The organism is Labedaea rhizosphaerae, assembly GCF_004362825.1.
GTDB lineage: Bacteria > Actinomycetota > Actinomycetes > Mycobacteriales > Pseudonocardiaceae > Labedaea > Labedaea rhizosphaerae.
In genome coordinates this window covers 685594-700589 of the sequence record NZ_SNXZ01000004.1, presented here as the reverse complement: position 1 = coordinate 700589, position 14996 = coordinate 685594, and the positions used below count along the sequence as shown (strand labels likewise).

Here is a 14996-nt window from a genome sequence, read left to right as displayed (position 1 = left end):
GGCGTGTCAGCCGGTCCGGTGATCGTGGTCGCATGACGAACACGATTCCCCAGGGCCTGCCCATGGAGCGCGACGCGGGCCCGTTCGACCCGCCCAGCGCGATCACGCGGATGCGTGCGACCCGGCCGGTCAGCCCCATGGTCTTCCCCGACGGCCACGAGGGCTGGGTCGTCACCGGGTACGACGCGGCCCGCACGATGATGGCCGACACCCGGTTCAGCTCGCGGCTGGACCTCGACGTCGTCCACGTGCCGTACGAGACGCCCGGCATGCCCGCGGCCACCGAACCGTCACCGCAGGCGCCGGGGCTGTTCATCAGCATGGACCCGCCCGATCACACCCGGATGCGGCGCAAGCTGACCGGCGCGTTCACCGTCAAGCGGATGCGGGAGCTCGAAGAGCGCATCGCCGAGGTCGTGGAGCAGCAGCTGGACCACATGGCGAGCCTGACCCCACCGGTGGACCTGGTGAAGGAGTTCGCGTTGCCGGTGCCGTCGCTGGTGATCTGCGAGCTGCTCGGCGTGCCCTACGCGGACCGGGACAGCTTCCAGGCCAACTCCGCCCAGTTCATGGTCAAGGACCAGACGCTCGAGGAAAAGATCGGCGCGTACATGGCGTTGACCACGTACCTGGGCGAGCTGGTCACCCGCAAGCGCGCCGAACCCGGCGAGGACATCCTCTCCGACCTGGCCCGCCACGACGACTTGTCCACCGAGGAGCTGACCGGGGCGGCGTTCCTGCTGCTGCTCGCCGGGCACGAGACCACGGCCAACATGCTGGGGCTCGGCACGTTCGCACTGCTGGAACACCCCGAGCAGCTGGCCGAGCTGCGGGCCGACCCGGAGCTGCTGCCCGGTGCGGTCGAGGAGCTGCTGCGCTACCTGTCGGTCGCCGACATCTTCTTCCGCTACGCCACCGAGGACCTCGAACTCGGCGGCGAGACCATCCCGCGGGGCTCGACCGTCGTCGTCTCGTTGCTGGCTGCCAACCGCGACCCCGCCCGCTTCGAGCACCCTGACGAGCTCGACCTGCGCCGCAACGCCCGCGGCCTGCTGTCCTTCGGCCACGGCGTGCACCAGTGCCTGGGCCAGCAACTGGCCCGCATCGAGATGCGTGCCGGGTTCGAAGGCTTGCTGCGCCGGTTCCCGACGCTGGCGCTCGCCGTGCCGGCCGAGCAGGTGCGGCTGCGCACGGACATGACCATCTACGGCGTGCACGAGCTGCCGGTCACCTGGACGTGATGCGTCGTTGTGGGTCGTTCCGGCGCGACGGGGTACCCGTCCGTCCATGACCGACAGTCCGGCAAACGATGACCCGCGGCTCGAAGACGGCCCGTGGCGCGACGGCCTCGACGACAAGACCGTCGAGGCCGTCGGGGCGATGACCGAAGCGCTCGAGACCACGGAGATCGCCCGCGGCCACCTGTACTCGTTCCACCAGCTGACCGGCGTGGCCGACTTCAAGCTGGAGAAGGCCATCGAGCTGCTCGAGGAGGCCGGGCACGACGAGCTGGCCGAGGGCCTGCGCCGCGATCTCCTCGGCCGCAACGTGTTGCCCGGCTACTGGACGTTCCAGGTCATCGAGGGCTACGAGGACACCTATTACCGGCCGTTCCGCGAGTGCGAGAAGGAAGTCCGCAAGCTGACCGGCGGCCTGGCCCACGTCCACGAGGCAGACCTGAAGCGGCAACGCCGCTCGCCCGGCCGGACCGGTCACGAGATAGCCCCGCAGGAACCCGCCGCTGACGGCTGACCGTTTGTGTGGTCGATCACGTGCCGGGCCGTCGACACCGGTGAGCGCAGGGAATCGGACCGCCGGCGACCGGTTCGTGACATTCTTCCGCCAGGCGGTAGACGCTGGGACCTTCCTTTCGTAACCTGTCCGAGACCTTGCGGCACGCAGTCGCTCACACGGAGGGTGACTACGCGAGGTCGCCGCCGGACCGGTCCTGTCGGGGGACCGAACCGGAGCCTTTCGCGACGGTGGCCAGTTGGGTTCCTGGCTGCCCGCATGCGCGAACGTGGCCGCGGCGGTCGACGGACGAAGGAGACCCGCGCCACGTGGCGTCCCAACGACTCAAGCGTTCCATCCGGCGCGTGCTCACGGCCGGTGCCGTGACCGCGGTCGTCAGCCTTTCCCCGATGCCCGCGCTGGCGGACCCGACGACCAGCCCGCCGCCGCCGAAGACCGCGTCGGAGGCGTTGAAGCAGTACCAGGAGCTGACGAAGCAGACGGAGATCGTCAACGAGGACCTCCAGCAGGCCAAGGAAGACCTCAAGCAGCGCCAGACCGACCTGACCAAGGCCAACGGCGACCTCGCCAAAGCCAAGACCATGCTCCAGGACGCGGGCCGGCGCGAGAACGAGTTCCGCGGTCAGGTCGACCAGCTCGCCGGTGCCTCGTTCGAAGGTGCCCGGTTCAACCAGCTCTCGGCGTTGTTCACCGGGACCAACGCGCAGGACTTCCTCGACCGCGCGTCGGCGTTGAACGTGCTGGCCAGCGGCAACGCCAAGGTGCTGGAAGGCCTGCAGGGCGCGGTGAACGAGGCCGAACAGGGCCGCAACCTGACCGCGGACGCGCAGCGCCGCGCCGCGACGGCCAAGACCACGGCGCAGAACCTGGTCAACCAGATCACGCAGAAGAAGAAGGCGCTGATCACCCAGGTCAACAAGATCCGGGACGCCTACAGCCGCCTGTCCGGCACCGACCGCGACACCCTCAACGGCGGGAACTTCGACCCGTCGTACTTCATCCCGCCGCCGGGCGCCGCCGGTGTGGCCATGCAGACCGCCCTCGCCCAGATCGGCGACCCGTACGTGTGGGGCGCCACCGGCCCGGACAGCTTCGACTGCTCGGGGCTGATGCTGTACTCCTACGGCAAGGCGGGCATCACGCTGCCGCGCACCAGCCGTTCGCAGTACTCCGTCGGCACCCCGGTCAGCCGGGACCAGTTGCAGCCCGGCGACCTGCTCTTCTTCGGCAGCAGCCCGGCCACCATCCACCACGTCGCCATGTACATCGGCGACGGCAAGATGGTGCACGCCTCGACCACCGGCGTGCCGGTCAAGATCGCCGTCTTCGAGCGCTCCGACTTCGTCGGCGCCAAACGCGTCGCCTGACACCCCTAACGCCCCGCCCACCCGCCCCGCCCCGGGCGTGTCCCACACTCGCGCTGGGCGTGTCCCCCGTTCCGGCTGGGTGTGTCCCACATTCGCGCGGGGTGTGTCCCAAATTCAGGCGGGTGACGGCAGCGCCGAGTGTGGGACACACCCGCGCGGAGTGGGGGACACGCCCGCGCTGAGTGTGGGACACGCCTGCGCTGAATGTGGGACACGCCCGGGGGACTAGCGGCTGGTCAGGTGGGCGGTCAGGACGCGTTCGGCATCGGCGGAGCTGACCAGGTCGGGGTGCAGCACGGCGTTGAGGCCGAGACCGTCCACCAAGGACGTCAGCCGCTCGACCTCCGTTGTGGACGGTGCCGTCCCGGTGACGTGGGCGAGCACCGCACGCGCGGCACCCCGGGTGCCCGCGGCGGCCTCGGCGGCCAGGTCGCGCAGGTCGGGGTTGGTCCGGGACAGGGCGGCGAAGTCGACGAAGACCGTGACCTCGTCGCGCCTGGTCTCGTCCAGGGGCAGCAGTTCGGCGAGCAGGGCGACGGCGTCGCGGACGCGTTCGTCGCGCTGTTCGGCGGGGTCGAGCCGGTCCAGGCGGGCCTGGACCCGCGCGGCGACCCGGTCGAGCATCGCCCGCATCGCGAAACGCATCAGTTCCAGCTGGCTGTCGAAGTAGTGCCGCAGCGAGCCGATGTTGAGCTGCGCCTCGTCGGCCACCGTGCGCAGGGACGCGCGGGCCAGCCCCTCGCGCACGGCCACCCGGAACAGGGCCTCGACGACTTCGCGCCGACGGGCTTCGGCATCCACCTTCTTGGGCACGAGCCCGTTCTATCACAGCTGTGATACATTCGGATTTATCACACCCGTGATACGAAGGGATCGACGATGAAGCGAGTCCTGCGGCTGGGCCTGGACCTGGGCGTGTCCCCGCTCGCGTACTACGGCCTGCTGCTGTCCGGCGTGCCCACCGTGCCCGCGCTGATCGGGGCGACCGTGGTGGCCGGGTTGTGGCTGCTCGTCACGATCGCCCTCGACCGGCGGGTCGACGGGCTGGCCGCATTCATGGTCGGCATGTACGCGGTGATGCTGGGGGTCGCCGCGTGCACCGCCAACCCCCGCGTGCTGCTGGCCCGCGACCCGCTCACCAGCGGCCTGGCCGGGCTGGTGTTCCTCGCCAGCCTGCTCACCGCGCTCCCGGCGACGGCCTACCTGGCCCGCCGCCTGCACGGCACGCGCATCGACGGCCCGGCCCTGCGCAAGCACCGCGTCCAGACCGTCGTGCTCGGCCTCGCGCTGGTCGCCGAGGCGGCGCTCCGGCTGGTGATGGTGGCGGTGCTGCCCCTCGACGTCACCGCCGGGCTGTCGCCCGCGGTCGAGTTCGTGGTGCTGCCGCTGGTCGTCGGGTGGATGGTCTGGTACCGCCGCCGCGGCACCCGGCTCGGGGCCCCGCACGCTGTGGCGGCCTGGTGAACACGCTGCCCGGCACGCCGGCGGCCGACGGCTTCGCGATGCCCGCCGAGCGCGACCGGCACGACGGATGCTGGCTCGCCTGGCCGGAGAACGGTTACGCCTGGCGCCTCGGCGCCCGTCCCGCGCAACGCGCCGTGGCCACCCTGGCCAACGCGATCGCCGACACCGGCGAAGCGGTCACCGTGACGGTCAGCGATGCCCAGTACGCCAACGCGCGCTCCACTTTGGACGGACGGCTCCGGGTCGTCGAGACGGCCAGTTGGCTTGCCTGGGCCCGCGATGTCGCGCCCACCTTCGTGCTGGACGCCCACGGCCGCAGGCGCGGCGTCGACTTCGGCTTCGACGGCTACCGGCGCCGCTACCCGTACTGGCAGGTCGACGACCGCTACGCCGGCAAGGTCCTCGACCTCACCCGCACCGACCGCTACCGCGTCCCGCTGATCACCGAAGGCGGCGCGTTCCACGTGGACGGCGACGGCACCGGCCTGGTCACCGCCGAGGCGATGATCGACCGCAACCCGCGGCTGTCCCGCGCGGAAATCGACGCCGCGCTCGGCGAATACCTCGGCGTGCGCACGGTGCTCTGGCTCGAGCACGGCCTCGTCGACGACCCGACCGCGCACATCGACAACGTGGCCGCGTTCGTCGAGCCGGGCGTGCTCGTCCTGGCCTGGACCGACGATCCCGCCGACCCGCAGCACGCCCGCTGCGCCCAGGCCTTCGAGGCCCTCACCGGCGCGACCGACGCGTGTGGGCGTCGGCTCCGGGTCGAGAAGCTGCCGCTCCCGCGCCCGCGCCACCCCAGCGACGAGGAACTGGACGGCCTCGATCGCACCCCGGCCGGTCAGCTGCCGCCCACCCGCATCCCCGCGTCCTACTGCAACTACTACCTGGCCAACGGGCACGTCCTCATGCCGTTGCTCGACCCGGAAACCGACGCCGAGGCCGCCGCGATCCTGGGCCGCCTCTTCCCCGACCGCACCGTCGTCCCGCTCGACACCCGCGAACTGCTCCTCGGCGGCGGCAACATCCATTGCGCGACCCAGCAAATCCCCTCGATCGCGTGATTCCCAGCGCTGGACATGGTGTGCCGGCTGCGGTATCTCAGCAGCGGGAGACGTGACCGTGCGCGTTTCAGGGGCGGACGTGGGAGGCGGGGATGGCGGGCCGGCCGGCGGCCGAACACCTGGTGCTGCGCGAAGCAGTGGTGGTGCACCTCAACGGCGAGTTGACCGAACAGACCGCGACCGCCGCGGCCGAGTCGTTGCAAGGCTCGCCGGCCGCGCGCCCGGCGCCGGGTCTGCTCGTGGTCGACCTGCGTGAGGTGGTCGCGCTGACCAGCGTCGGCGCGGGGGTGTTGCTCGACTTCGGCCGGGCGGCCGCGGCCCGTGACGTGCCGGTCCACCTCGTGGTCGAGCCCGGAAGCGTTGTGGCCCAGGTGATGGACGTCGCCGACCCACGAAGAACCATGCCGCGCTTCGCGGTGTTCGGCGAAGCGCTGGCCTCGCTCACCACCATGCGCACGGTCGGTGAGCTGGGGCGCCGCCAGGACCGCGAGGACCTCGGCGTCCTGGTCGAGCAGTTCGACAAGCTGGCCCGGACCCTGCTCGACACGACGTGCCTGAGCGCGGCGCTGCGGCAGGTGATCGACGCGGCCACCCTCGCGGTGCACGGCGCGGACCTCGTCAGCGTGACGTTGCGTGCGCCGGGCGGCGAGTTGTCCACTCCGGTCGAGACCGAGCGGCCGTGACCGGCTCTCGGGCGCGCTGACCATGTACTCGCGGCAGCCGGACGGTTTCACCGCGGTCGACCACAACGCGGCGTTGCTGCTGGCCACCCATGCCTCGCTCGCCCTGGCCCACGCCCACGCCGCCGAAACCGCCGACGCGCACCAGACCCAGCTGCTGCGCGCCATCGACACCCGTGACGTCATCGGGCAGGCCAAGGGCATCCTGATGAACCGGCAGGGCATCGACGCCGAGCAGGCGTTCACGTTGCTCCGCGAGACCTCGCAGGAACTCAACGTGAAGCTGGTCGACCTGGCCCGCACGATCGCCGACTGCCACGCCGACCTGCACCAATCGTGATGCCAGGGCCGGCGTGTGGACCGGCCTCAGGTGGGTAGTCGCGGGGGCATGACGACTCAAGGCGACAACCACAACCTCATCGACGTCATCATCGCCGACCACCGCGCCGTCGAGCAGGTGTTCACCGAACTGGAGTCCGGGGCGGGCACGCCCGAGCACCGCCGCGACCTCGCCGACCACGTGATCGCCGAGCTGGTCCGGCACTCCGTGGCCGAGGAGCAGTACATGTACCCGGCCGCGCGCGAGGCGCTGCCCGACGGCGACCAGATCGCCGACCACGAACTCGAGGAGCACGCCGCGGCCGAGCGGCTGATGAAGGACGTCGAGGGCCTCGAACCCACGGACCCCCAGTTCGACATGAAGCTGCGCGAGCTGATGGCCGACGTCCGCCACCACATCGAGGAGGAGGAGCAGCACCTGCTGCCCATGCTCCGCACGGCGTGCACGCCCGAGCAACTCGACGACCTCGGCGCGAAGGTGGTGCAGGCCAAGAAGATGGCGCCGACCCGACCGCACCCCGCGGGGCCGGACAAGCCACCGGCCAACAAGATCCTCGGGCCCGGCGTCGGCCTCATCGACAAGATCCGCGATGCCCTGACCGGACGCAAACACTGAGCGCACCCCGGCGATTGCCGATGCGCCGAACGGGGTAGCCGGGACCCCAGAGACAGCCGAGCGAGGAGGTCGGGGTGGGCCACCGCGATGGGGTGCGCGACCGGTGGGGGACAAGGACTCCGTACGGTCCCGGCGACCCGTGGCCGGTCCGCGTGGACATGCGCCTGGCCGACGGGCTGACGGAGGCCGACGTCGACGAGTGGGTGCCCAGCGCGGCCGTGTTGCACTCCAACGGCGACGGGCTGGACATCGCCGTGCGCGGCGGCCGGGTCGTCGGCGTGCGCGGCCGCGGCGACGACCGGGTCAACCGCGGCCGCCTCGACCCCAAGGACCTCTTCGGCTGGCAGGCCAACTCCGCACCCGACCGGCTCACCACGCCGCTGGTCCGGGTGGACGGCGAGCTCGTCGAGGCGAGCTGGGAGGAGGCGATGGACCGCGTCGTCGCGCACAGCAAGCGCCTGCTCGACGACCAGGGCCCGAGCGCGATCGGGTTCTGCACCAGCGGTCAGTTGTTCGCCGAGGAGTACTACACGCTCGCCGCCATCGCCCGTGGCGGCCTGGGCACCAACCACCTCGACGGCAACACCCGGCTGTGCACGGCGACCGCCGCCGCCGCGCTGAAGGAGTCCTTCGGCTGCGACGGCCAGCCGGGCTCCTACACCGACGTGGACCACGCCGACGTCATCGCCCTGTTCGGGCACAACGTCGCGGAGACGCAGGCGGTGTTGTGGACCCGCGTACTCGACCGGCTGGCCGGGCCGCGACCGCCCAAGCTGCTGTGCGTCGATCCACGCACGACCCCGGTGGCCGAGGCCGCGACCCTGCACCTCGCCCCGATCCCCGGCACCAACCTCGCGCTGATGAACGGGTTGCTGCACGAGGTCATCGCCAACGGCTGGATCGACGAGGACTACATCGGACAGTCCACGGTGGGCTTCGATGAACTGAAGGAGATGGTCGCCGATTACCCGCCGGACCGCGTGGCCGAGATCTGCGGCGTGCCGGAAGACCAGCTCCGCGAAGCGGCCCGCCTGCTCGGCACCGCCGAGCGGCTGACCTCCACCGTGCTGCAAGGCTTCTACCAGTCCCACCAGGCCACCGCCGCCGCCGTGCAGGTCAACAACCTGCACCTCGTGCGGGGCATGCTCGGCAAGCCGGGGTGCGGCGTGCTGCAGATGAACGGCCAGCCCACCGCGGAGAACACCCGCGAGTGCGGCGCGGACGGCGACCTGACCGGGTTCCGCAACTGGGCCAACGACAGCCACGTCGCCGAGCTGGCCGAGGTGTGGAACGTCGAGCCGACCCAGATCCCGCACTACGGCCCGCCGACGCACCTGATGCAGATGCTGCGCTACGCCGAGAACGGCACGCTGCGCCTGCTGTGGGTGTCGGCCACCAACCCCGCGGTCTCGCTGCCCGACCTGCCCCGCATCCGCTCGATCCTCAGCCAGGAACGGCTGTTCCTGGTCGTGCAGGACGCCTTCCTGACCGAGACCGCAGCGCTCGCCGACGTGGTGCTGCCCGCTGCGCTGTGGGGTGAGAAGACCGGCACCTTCACCAACGCCGACCGCACGGTGCACTTCTCCGGCAAGGCCGTCGACCCGCCGGGCGCGGCACGGTCCGATTTGGACATCTTCCTCGACTACGCCCGCCGGATGGACTTCCGCGACAAGGACGGCAACCCCTTCCCGCAGTGGCACGATGCGGAGTCGGCGTTCCAGGCGTGGCAACAGGCCTCGGCCGGCCGGCCGTGCGACTACACCGGACTCAGCTACGCCAAGCTGCGCACGTCCGGCGGCATCCAGTGGCCGTGCAACGAGGAGCACCCGGACGGGACCGAGCGCCTCTACGCCGACGGCAAGTTCTTCGCCGACCCGGACTACTGCGAGAGCTACGGGCGCGACCTGGTCACCGGCGCGACGATGGAACCGGTCGAGTACAAGGCGATGAACCCCGACGGCAAGGCGATGATCAAGGCGGCCGAGTACCTGCCGCCGCACGAGTGCCCCGATGAGCGGTTCCCGTTCAGCCTGATCACCGGCCGCACGATCTACCACTTCCACACCCGCACGAAGACCGGCCGGGTGCCCCAGCTCAACGACGCCGAACCCGAGGTCTGGGTGGAGATCGCCGCCGAGGACGCCAAGCGCGGCGGCATCGAGGACGGTGCCGTGACCGCGATCACCACGCCGCGCGGCACGATCCACGCGCGTGCCCGCGTAACCGCCATCCGCGAGGGCGTGCTGTTCCTGCCGTTCCACTACGGCTACTGGGACACCGCGGACCCGGCCGGCCGCGACGGCGGCCGCGCCGCCAACGAGCTCACGCCGACCGACTGGGACCCGGTGTCGAAGCAGCCGCTGTTCAAGACCGCCGCCGCGTCGATCGCGGCGGCGGACGTCGAGCCGCCCGTGCACCGGCCGGTCGGGTCGGACACCGAAGTGCTGGAAGACCTCGAGCCGCGGGGAGCGTCGCGATGAAGATCGGACTGGCACTGCGTGAGCTGCACCGCGCGGAGAAGAACCTCGTGCGCGACCTGTTGAAGGTCTCCGACCGGCACAAGGCCGAGCACGAGATCCACCACGTGGCCCGCGACCTGGCCGGCTGGTCGGAGCGGCACGTGCGTGACCTGGCCGAGGCCGGCCGCCGCTACGACCTGGACCTCGGGACGTCCGTGCCCACCTCCGGTCCACTCGGGACGATCCGGGAGAAGGCCAGCGAGCTGACCCGTGGTCTGGCCCAGCCAGGGCTGCTGCTCCTGGCCGACCTGCGCCGGCTGCACCGGAGCGCGGCCGGGGTCTCGCTGGACTGGGAGTTGCTCGCCCAGGGTGCGCAGGCGGTCAAGGACGCCGACCTGCTGGCGCTGGCCCAGCAGTGCCACCCGCAGACCCTGCGCCAGATGAAGTGGTCCAACTCGATGCTGAAGATCCTGTCGCCGCAGGTGCTGGCCAGCTGAGACCGTCGGCACGACGATCCGGTTTGCCCTGGGTCGATCGCGGGAACACGCGCCGTATGACCGGTGGGATCGTTTTCGTGCTGCGCGCGCTGGGGCTCGGTGACCTGCTCACGGCCGTCCCGGCGCTGCGCGCGATCCGCGCGGCGTGGCCGGACGACCGGCTGGTGCTGGGCACGCCGGACTGGCTGGCGCCCGTGGCCGACCTGATCGGGGGCATCGACCGGCTGTGGCCGCTGGCCGACCTGGCCGCGGCCAGGTCGCGACCGTTGCCGCGGCCGCGGGTCGCGGTGAACCTGCACGGCAAGGGGCCGCAGAGCACGGCCGCCCTGCGTGCGCTGCGCCCGCGTCGGCTGCTCGCGTACAACGTTCCTCATGGTCCACAGTGGAGTGACGGGTTCCCGGAACGGGAACGTTGGTGTGCATTGCTGCGCTGGTACGGAATCCCGGCCGATCCCGCGGACTTCGCCCTGGCGCGGCCGGCGATCGCCAGTCCGGCGCCGAAGGCGACCGTGCTGCACGCCGGCGCGAAGTTCGGCAGCAGGCGGTGGCCGGTCGACCGGTTCGCCGAGGTGGCACGGGAACTGGCTGCGCGAGGTGCGGATGTGGTGCTCACCGGGACGGTCCACGAGCGCGACCGCTGCCAGGCCATCGCCGACCGCGCCGGGCTGGCGCCGGACCGGGTGCTTGCCGGGCACCTCGGGCTCGACGCGCTGGCCGCCCTGATCGCCGACGCTTCGCTGCTGGTATCGGCCGACACCGGTGTCGCGCACCTGTCGTATGCGTTCGGCACGCCGTCGGTCGTGTTGTTCGGACCCTCCACCCCGCAGCAGTGGGGACCACCGGCCGGCGGCCCGCACGTGGCGTTGACCGATGCCACGGCCCCGCGCGGCGATCCGTTCAGCGACGAACCGGATCCCGCGTTGCTCGGCGTCGGCGTGGCCGACGTGCTCGCCGCCGTCGACGAGTTGGTGGCACCGCAGCGGTGACCGGTCAGGACACGGCAGCCGGTGTGCCGACCCGGGTTCGCAGCAGGCCGAGCGCGGCCGAGGCCACGTCCTCGGGGTCGATGTCCAGGCACTGGTGCTCGTACGGGCACTGGAACTGGCGGCACGGCGAACACGGCACGGCCTGCTGCAACAACCGCGAGGGCACCGAGCGCGGCGGCATGTCGCTCAACCGCTCCGTGCCCGCGTAGGTGACCACGACCGGCGTGCCGACCGCGTCGGCCACGTGCATGGCCGCGGAGTTGTTGCACAGCACCACGTCCGCGGCCGCGACCTGCGCCACGAACGCGGGGAACGGCACCGGCTCGAGCGCGTGGACCGAGACTCGGCCCACGCTGTCCACAATGGACCGAGTCAGGTCGTGCTCGGCCGCGGTGCCGCTGACCTGCACCTCGACCCCCGCCGACGCGATCGAGGCCGCGACGGCGGCGAACCGCTCGGCCGGATACCGCTTGGCCGGCGCCGAACCACCGGGCACCAGCAGTGCGACCGGCCTGCGGGCACGGGGCAGCGGCACGGGCGGCACCACCAGTTCGAGGTGCCGCCCGGCATCGGGCACGCCCAGCGCCGCGAGCAGGTGCAGGCTGCGGTCGACCTGGTGCACCGGTTCGGGCGGCGGGGTGACCCAGTGGCTGGCCAGCGCACCGCCGAACTCGCTGGAATGCAAGGCGCGCAACGGAATCCCGGCCAATGCGCCGAGTTGCGCGGCCGGCCACGGCGACTGCGTGGGCGAGGTGAACACCACCATCGCGTCGTAGCAGCCGGTGGCCAGCACGCCGAGCAAGTGGCGCTGCGCGTTCGCGAGCTCCGGCACCGCCACGCCGCCGACCTGCTGCCACGGGATGCGGGCGCCCAGCACTGTGTCGACCGCGGGCAGCATGGACGCCGCCGCGGCCGCGCCGCACGACGCAAGCAGGTCGAGCCGGGCTTGGGGTGCGGCGGCCCGCAGCGCGCGTAGTGCGGGGGTGAGCATGACCAGGTCGCCGAGGTTGTCGGTGCGTACGGCCAGGATTCGTCGCAGCCGGGACCATGTGATCGGTGCGCCAGTGTCGGCGGCGGGGTGGTGGTTCGGGCGAACGAGTCCCGCGCTCATCGCGACACCCCTGTCGTCATGCCCGCTGAGGCCCGCGCGGTGGCGAACAGCAACTCATCCCAGTCGTCGAGGAACCGGCCCAAACCGTAGCGCTCCAGCGCGACTTCCCGGGCTTGCCGGCCGATGGCGTCGGCGTACCCGCGGTCGTTCATCACCAGCCGGAGCCCGCCGACCAGGTCGGCCACGCTGGTCGCGAGCACCCCCGCGCCTGGCGGGATCGCCCGCGCCGCCTCCGTGCTCGCGAGGACCACCACGGGCATCCCGAGGTGCATGGCCTCGATCAACGACAGGCCAAGCGACGTCCACCGCACCGGGTGCACGTACGCGCGGCGTCGAGCCATCGAGGCGTGCAGTTCGTCCAGGTCGAGGGCACCGCGCGGGGTCAGCCGGTTGGGCCCGAGCCCGGTGGCCGCCTCGATGCCGTCCAGGCCCATGCCGTAGACGTCGAGCGGCGCCACCTCGGCCAGCCGCGGCAACAGATCGGTGCCGGTGACCCGCCCGCGGCGCACGGGCTCGTTCACCACGACCGCGGCCCGGGCCAGATCGCCCGTGTAGCGGTGGCCCGGGTCGACGACGCCGTGCTCGATCACCGTGGTCGGCTGCCCGGCGTTGTCCCACATGAGGTCGTTGAAGTGGGTGACGTGCGCGATCGTGATCGAGCCGGTGTCGTCCAGGTCGGCCAGCGGGTGCCGGGTGTCCGGGATCCCCGCGCGCGGGGTGTTGTGCTCGACGTACACCGCGGGCACGTCCCGGCCGGGCCGGCGGCCGAGCCAGTCGGTCGCCAGTTCGTACTCCTCCGGGCGTTGCAGCACGACGACGTCGACGTCGGTGCTCGCCAGGTCCGGCACCGGGACCTCCTCGGCGTGGGTCCAGGGGCGCCCGCACCGCCCGCCACCCCACGGCCCGCCCTCGGGCAGCGTCGGGAGCAGGTAGTCGTGCCGGCCCTGCACGAACGACGTGGTCCACGACCCGTGCACGTGCCACAGCAGGATCCGCAACCGGCGGCTCATCGGCCACCTCCAATCAGGGTTCGCACGGCATCGGCCACGTCGTCGGGCGTCACCGAGCTCAGGCAGGGGTGGCCGGGCACCGGGCAGTCACGCGCCCGGGTGTCCCGGCAGGGGGCGCTCTGGTCGCCGAGGAGCACGCACGGCACCCGGTAGGGCGCCCAGCGCGCGGCCGGGACGACGGGGGAGAAGAGCGACACGACCGGCGTGCCGACCGCCGCGGCCAGGTGCGCGGGCCCGGTGTTGCCCACGACCACGGCGTCCGCCCCGGCGAGCACCCCGGCCAGCTCCGGGTACGGGGTGCGGCCACCGAGGTCGGTCCCGTGCCGCCCGGCGACGGCCGCGGTCAGGTCGCGTTCGGCGGCGGTGCCGGTGACCACCACGCGATGGCCGCGCGCGCTCAGCAGTTCGACGGTCGCGGCGCACCGCTCGGCCGGCCAGCGGCGGGCGCCGACGGTGGCTCCGGGGTGCACGACCACGTAGCCCGTCGAGTCCGGTGGCCGCACGCCGTGCACCCGCAACCGGCCGTCGTCGCCCGGCGGCAACGCGCATCCCGCCGCCTCGGCCACCGCGAGCGCCCGCTCGGCTTCCGGGATGTCACCGGGCGGCCGTACCCGGGTGTCCACAAGGGACCCCGGGTAGTCCTCGGAGATGGCGGTGATGTCCGGGATTTCGGCCATGCGCAGCACCAGCGCGGTGGGCAGGCTGCTCTGGTGGAACGAGGTCAGCACGATCGCCGCGTCGAAGCTTTGTCCGCGCAGCAACGAAATCAGCGCGTCGAGGTCCGTGGGGTCGACCGCCGGCGGCTGGGCCTCGATCCACGGGCAGCGCCAGACGAGCACTTGACGCACGCCGGGCAGCAGCCGTGCGGCCTGCTGCCCGGCCGGGCCGCACAGCACCGTCACCTCGGTCAGGCGGCCGCGCCACCCGGCGGCCGCGGCGCGCACGGCCGGACCGGCGAGCAGCACGTCGCCGTCGCTGTCGAGCCGCACCACGAGCAGCCGCGCCGCCCTCACGTGGGCACTCCCGCGGGCGCCAACGCGAGCCGGACCGCCTCGAGCAGGTCCGGCGCGACCTCCGGCGCCGCTTCGACCTCGTCGGCCCTGGTCACGGGGGTCGGCACCAGGATGGGCCGGGCGCCCGCGGCCAGGGCCGCCCGCACGTCCGCGCCGATGTCGCCGATCACCACCGTGGCGGCCGGGGGCACGCCGAGGGCGGCACACGCGTCGAGCACCAGGCCCGGGGCGGGTTTGCGGCACCGGCACCCGTCGTGCGGGTGGTGGGGGCACACCTGCCAGGTGTCGAAGCGGCCGAGCAGTTCGTCGACGCGCTGGTGCACCGCGTCGACCTGGGCCGTGGTCAGCAGTCCTCGGCCGATCCCCGACTGGTTGGTCACCACGCCGGTGCGCAGCCCGTGCATCCGTGCGAGGGCCAGCGCTCGGGCGGCCGCGTGCACGGGTCGCACCGCCGCCGGGTCACCGTTGTACGGGACGTCGTGGACCAGCGTGCCGTCCCGGTCGAACAGGATCGCTCGCACCGCCATGGCGGAGTAGTAGCCCGGGGGCCACCCGGCCAAACCCAGCGCGGGCCGGTGCCAGTCGATCGGATGACAGAGGCGGTACGAGCTCTGAACCGTCCATGCCAGAGCTCG

At 72.2% G+C, this 14996-nt stretch carries 16 protein-coding genes; 11 read left to right on the top strand and 5 right to left on the bottom strand.

Annotation, left to right across the window (positions count from 1 at the left end):
- The first annotated feature begins 32 nt into the window (after window positions 1–32).
- The 3 genes from EV186_RS26290 to EV186_RS26280 all read left to right on the top strand — a co-directional run bounded on the left by EV186_RS26290 (window position 33) and on the right by EV186_RS26280 (window position 3119).
- Window positions 33–1241 carry a cytochrome P450 gene (locus tag EV186_RS26290; RefSeq protein WP_133852048.1) on the top strand — a complete coding sequence of 403 codons (1209 nt, stop codon included), beginning with the start codon at window positions 33–35 and terminating at the stop codon, window positions 1239–1241.
- A gap of 46 nt (window positions 1242–1287) precedes the next feature.
- Window positions 1288–1752 carry a hypothetical protein gene (locus EV186_RS26285; protein ID WP_133852047.1) on the top strand — a complete coding sequence of 155 codons (465 nt, stop codon included), beginning with the start codon at window positions 1288–1290 and terminating at the stop codon, window positions 1750–1752.
- A 308-nt stretch (window positions 1753–2060) separates the two neighbouring features.
- Entirely contained in the window at window positions 2061–3119 is a 1059-nt protein-coding gene (locus EV186_RS26280; RefSeq protein WP_133852046.1) for a C40 family peptidase, read from the top strand.
- A gap of 225 nt (window positions 3120–3344) precedes the next feature.
- Here the strand turns inward: EV186_RS26280 and EV186_RS26275 are convergent, their stop codons facing one another.
- Window positions 3345–3932, bottom strand: coding sequence for a TetR/AcrR family transcriptional regulator (locus EV186_RS26275; RefSeq protein ID WP_133852045.1), 588 nt, complete (start codon window positions 3930–3932; stop codon window positions 3345–3347).
- Between the two features lie 66 nt (window positions 3933–3998).
- Here EV186_RS26275 and EV186_RS26270 point away from each other — a divergent pair, with 66 nt between their 5' ends.
- The 8 genes from EV186_RS26270 (at window position 3999) to EV186_RS26240 (ending at window position 11227) form a co-directional block, all read left to right on the top strand.
- Entirely contained in the window at window positions 3999–4583 is a 585-nt protein-coding gene (locus EV186_RS26270) for a VC0807 family protein (RefSeq protein ID WP_133852044.1), read from the top strand.
- The gene (locus EV186_RS26265; protein WP_208115784.1) at window positions 4580–5650 is read left to right on the top strand and encodes an agmatine deiminase family protein; all 1071 of its coding nucleotides are present in this window, start codon (window positions 4580–4582) and stop codon (window positions 5648–5650) included. The genes EV186_RS26270 and EV186_RS26265 overlap by 4 nt, the downstream gene beginning before the upstream one ends.
- A gap of 92 nt (window positions 5651–5742) precedes the next feature.
- Window positions 5743–6333, top strand: a complete 591-nt coding sequence (locus EV186_RS40190; RefSeq protein ID WP_243754281.1) for an STAS domain-containing protein — start codon at window positions 5743–5745, stop codon at window positions 6331–6333.
- 22 nt (window positions 6334–6355) lie between these two features.
- Complete coding sequence (locus tag EV186_RS40185) at window positions 6356–6670, top strand: ANTAR domain-containing protein (protein WP_243754280.1); 315 nt, start codon at window positions 6356–6358, stop codon at window positions 6668–6670.
- A gap of 48 nt (window positions 6671–6718) precedes the next feature.
- Window positions 6719–7285 carry a hemerythrin domain-containing protein gene (locus EV186_RS26255; RefSeq protein WP_133852043.1) on the top strand — a complete coding sequence of 189 codons (567 nt, stop codon included), beginning with the start codon at window positions 6719–6721 and terminating at the stop codon, window positions 7283–7285.
- A 158-nt stretch (window positions 7286–7443) separates the two neighbouring features.
- The gene (locus EV186_RS26250; RefSeq protein WP_133852187.1) at window positions 7444–9765 is read left to right on the top strand and encodes a molybdopterin oxidoreductase family protein; all 2322 of its coding nucleotides are present in this window, start codon (window positions 7444–7446) and stop codon (window positions 9763–9765) included.
- Window positions 9762–10241 (top strand): hypothetical protein, encoded by a 480-nt coding sequence (locus EV186_RS26245; protein ID WP_133852042.1) that lies wholly within the window; start codon window positions 9762–9764, stop codon window positions 10239–10241. The genes EV186_RS26250 and EV186_RS26245 overlap by 4 nt, the downstream gene beginning before the upstream one ends.
- A gap of 56 nt (window positions 10242–10297) precedes the next feature.
- Window positions 10298–11227: a glycosyltransferase family 9 protein gene (locus EV186_RS26240; RefSeq protein WP_133852041.1), complete on the top strand. Its 930-nt coding sequence runs from the start codon at window positions 10298–10300 to the stop codon at window positions 11225–11227.
- Window positions 11228–11231: 4 nt separating this feature from the next.
- Here EV186_RS26240 and EV186_RS26235 read toward each other — a convergent pair whose 3' ends face one another.
- The 4 genes from EV186_RS26235 to EV186_RS26220 are packed head-to-tail and all read right to left on the bottom strand — an operon-like array spanning window position 11232 to window position 14888.
- Window positions 11232–12338 (bottom strand): glycosyltransferase family 9 protein, encoded by a 1107-nt coding sequence (locus EV186_RS26235; protein WP_133852040.1) that lies wholly within the window; start codon window positions 12336–12338, stop codon window positions 11232–11234.
- A complete protein-coding gene (locus EV186_RS26230; RefSeq protein ID WP_243754279.1) occupies window positions 12335–13348 on the bottom strand; it encodes a glycosyltransferase in 1014 nt (337 codons plus the stop codon). The genes EV186_RS26235 and EV186_RS26230 overlap by 4 nt, the downstream gene beginning before the upstream one ends.
- Window positions 13345–14361 (bottom strand): glycosyltransferase family 9 protein, encoded by a 1017-nt coding sequence (locus EV186_RS26225; RefSeq protein WP_243754278.1) that lies wholly within the window; start codon window positions 14359–14361, stop codon window positions 13345–13347. The genes EV186_RS26230 and EV186_RS26225 overlap by 4 nt, the downstream gene beginning before the upstream one ends.
- The gene (locus EV186_RS26220) at window positions 14358–14888 is read right to left on the bottom strand and encodes a D-glycero-alpha-D-manno-heptose-1,7-bisphosphate 7-phosphatase (protein ID WP_133852039.1); all 531 of its coding nucleotides are present in this window, start codon (window positions 14886–14888) and stop codon (window positions 14358–14360) included. The genes EV186_RS26225 and EV186_RS26220 overlap by 4 nt, the downstream gene beginning before the upstream one ends.
- Window positions 14889–14996 lie beyond the last annotated feature (108 nt).

Bases quoted from the DNA above. Each gene is read 5' to 3' on its own strand.
- EV186_RS26250 (WP_133852187.1), top strand. From the start codon at position 7,444: ATGCGCCTGGCCGACGGGCTGACGGAGGCCGACGTCGACGAGTGGGTG.
- EV186_RS26220 (WP_133852039.1), bottom strand. From the start codon at position 14,888: ATGGCGGTGCGAGCGATCCTGTTCGACCGGGACGGCACGCTGGTCCAC.
- EV186_RS26290 (WP_133852048.1), top strand. From the start codon at position 33: ATGACGAACACGATTCCCCAGGGCCTGCCCATGGAGCGCGACGCGGGC.
- EV186_RS26235 (WP_133852040.1), bottom strand. From the start codon at position 12,338: ATGAGCGCGGGACTCGTTCGCCCGAACCACCACCCCGCCGCCGACACT.
- EV186_RS26245 (WP_133852042.1), top strand. From the start codon at position 9,762: ATGAAGATCGGACTGGCACTGCGTGAGCTGCACCGCGCGGAGAAGAAC.
- EV186_RS40190 (WP_243754281.1), top strand. From the start codon at position 5,743: ATGGCGGGCCGGCCGGCGGCCGAACACCTGGTGCTGCGCGAAGCAGTG.
- EV186_RS26255 (WP_133852043.1), top strand. From the start codon at position 6,719: ATGACGACTCAAGGCGACAACCACAACCTCATCGACGTCATCATCGCC.
- EV186_RS26230 (WP_243754279.1), bottom strand. From the start codon at position 13,348: ATGAGCCGCCGGTTGCGGATCCTGCTGTGGCACGTGCACGGGTCGTGG.
- EV186_RS26285 (WP_133852047.1), top strand. From the start codon at position 1,288: ATGACCGACAGTCCGGCAAACGATGACCCGCGGCTCGAAGACGGCCCG.
- EV186_RS26270 (WP_133852044.1), top strand. From the start codon at position 3,999: ATGAAGCGAGTCCTGCGGCTGGGCCTGGACCTGGGCGTGTCCCCGCTC.
- EV186_RS40185 (WP_243754280.1), top strand. From the start codon at position 6,356: ATGTACTCGCGGCAGCCGGACGGTTTCACCGCGGTCGACCACAACGCG.
- EV186_RS26240 (WP_133852041.1), top strand. From the start codon at position 10,298: ATGACCGGTGGGATCGTTTTCGTGCTGCGCGCGCTGGGGCTCGGTGAC.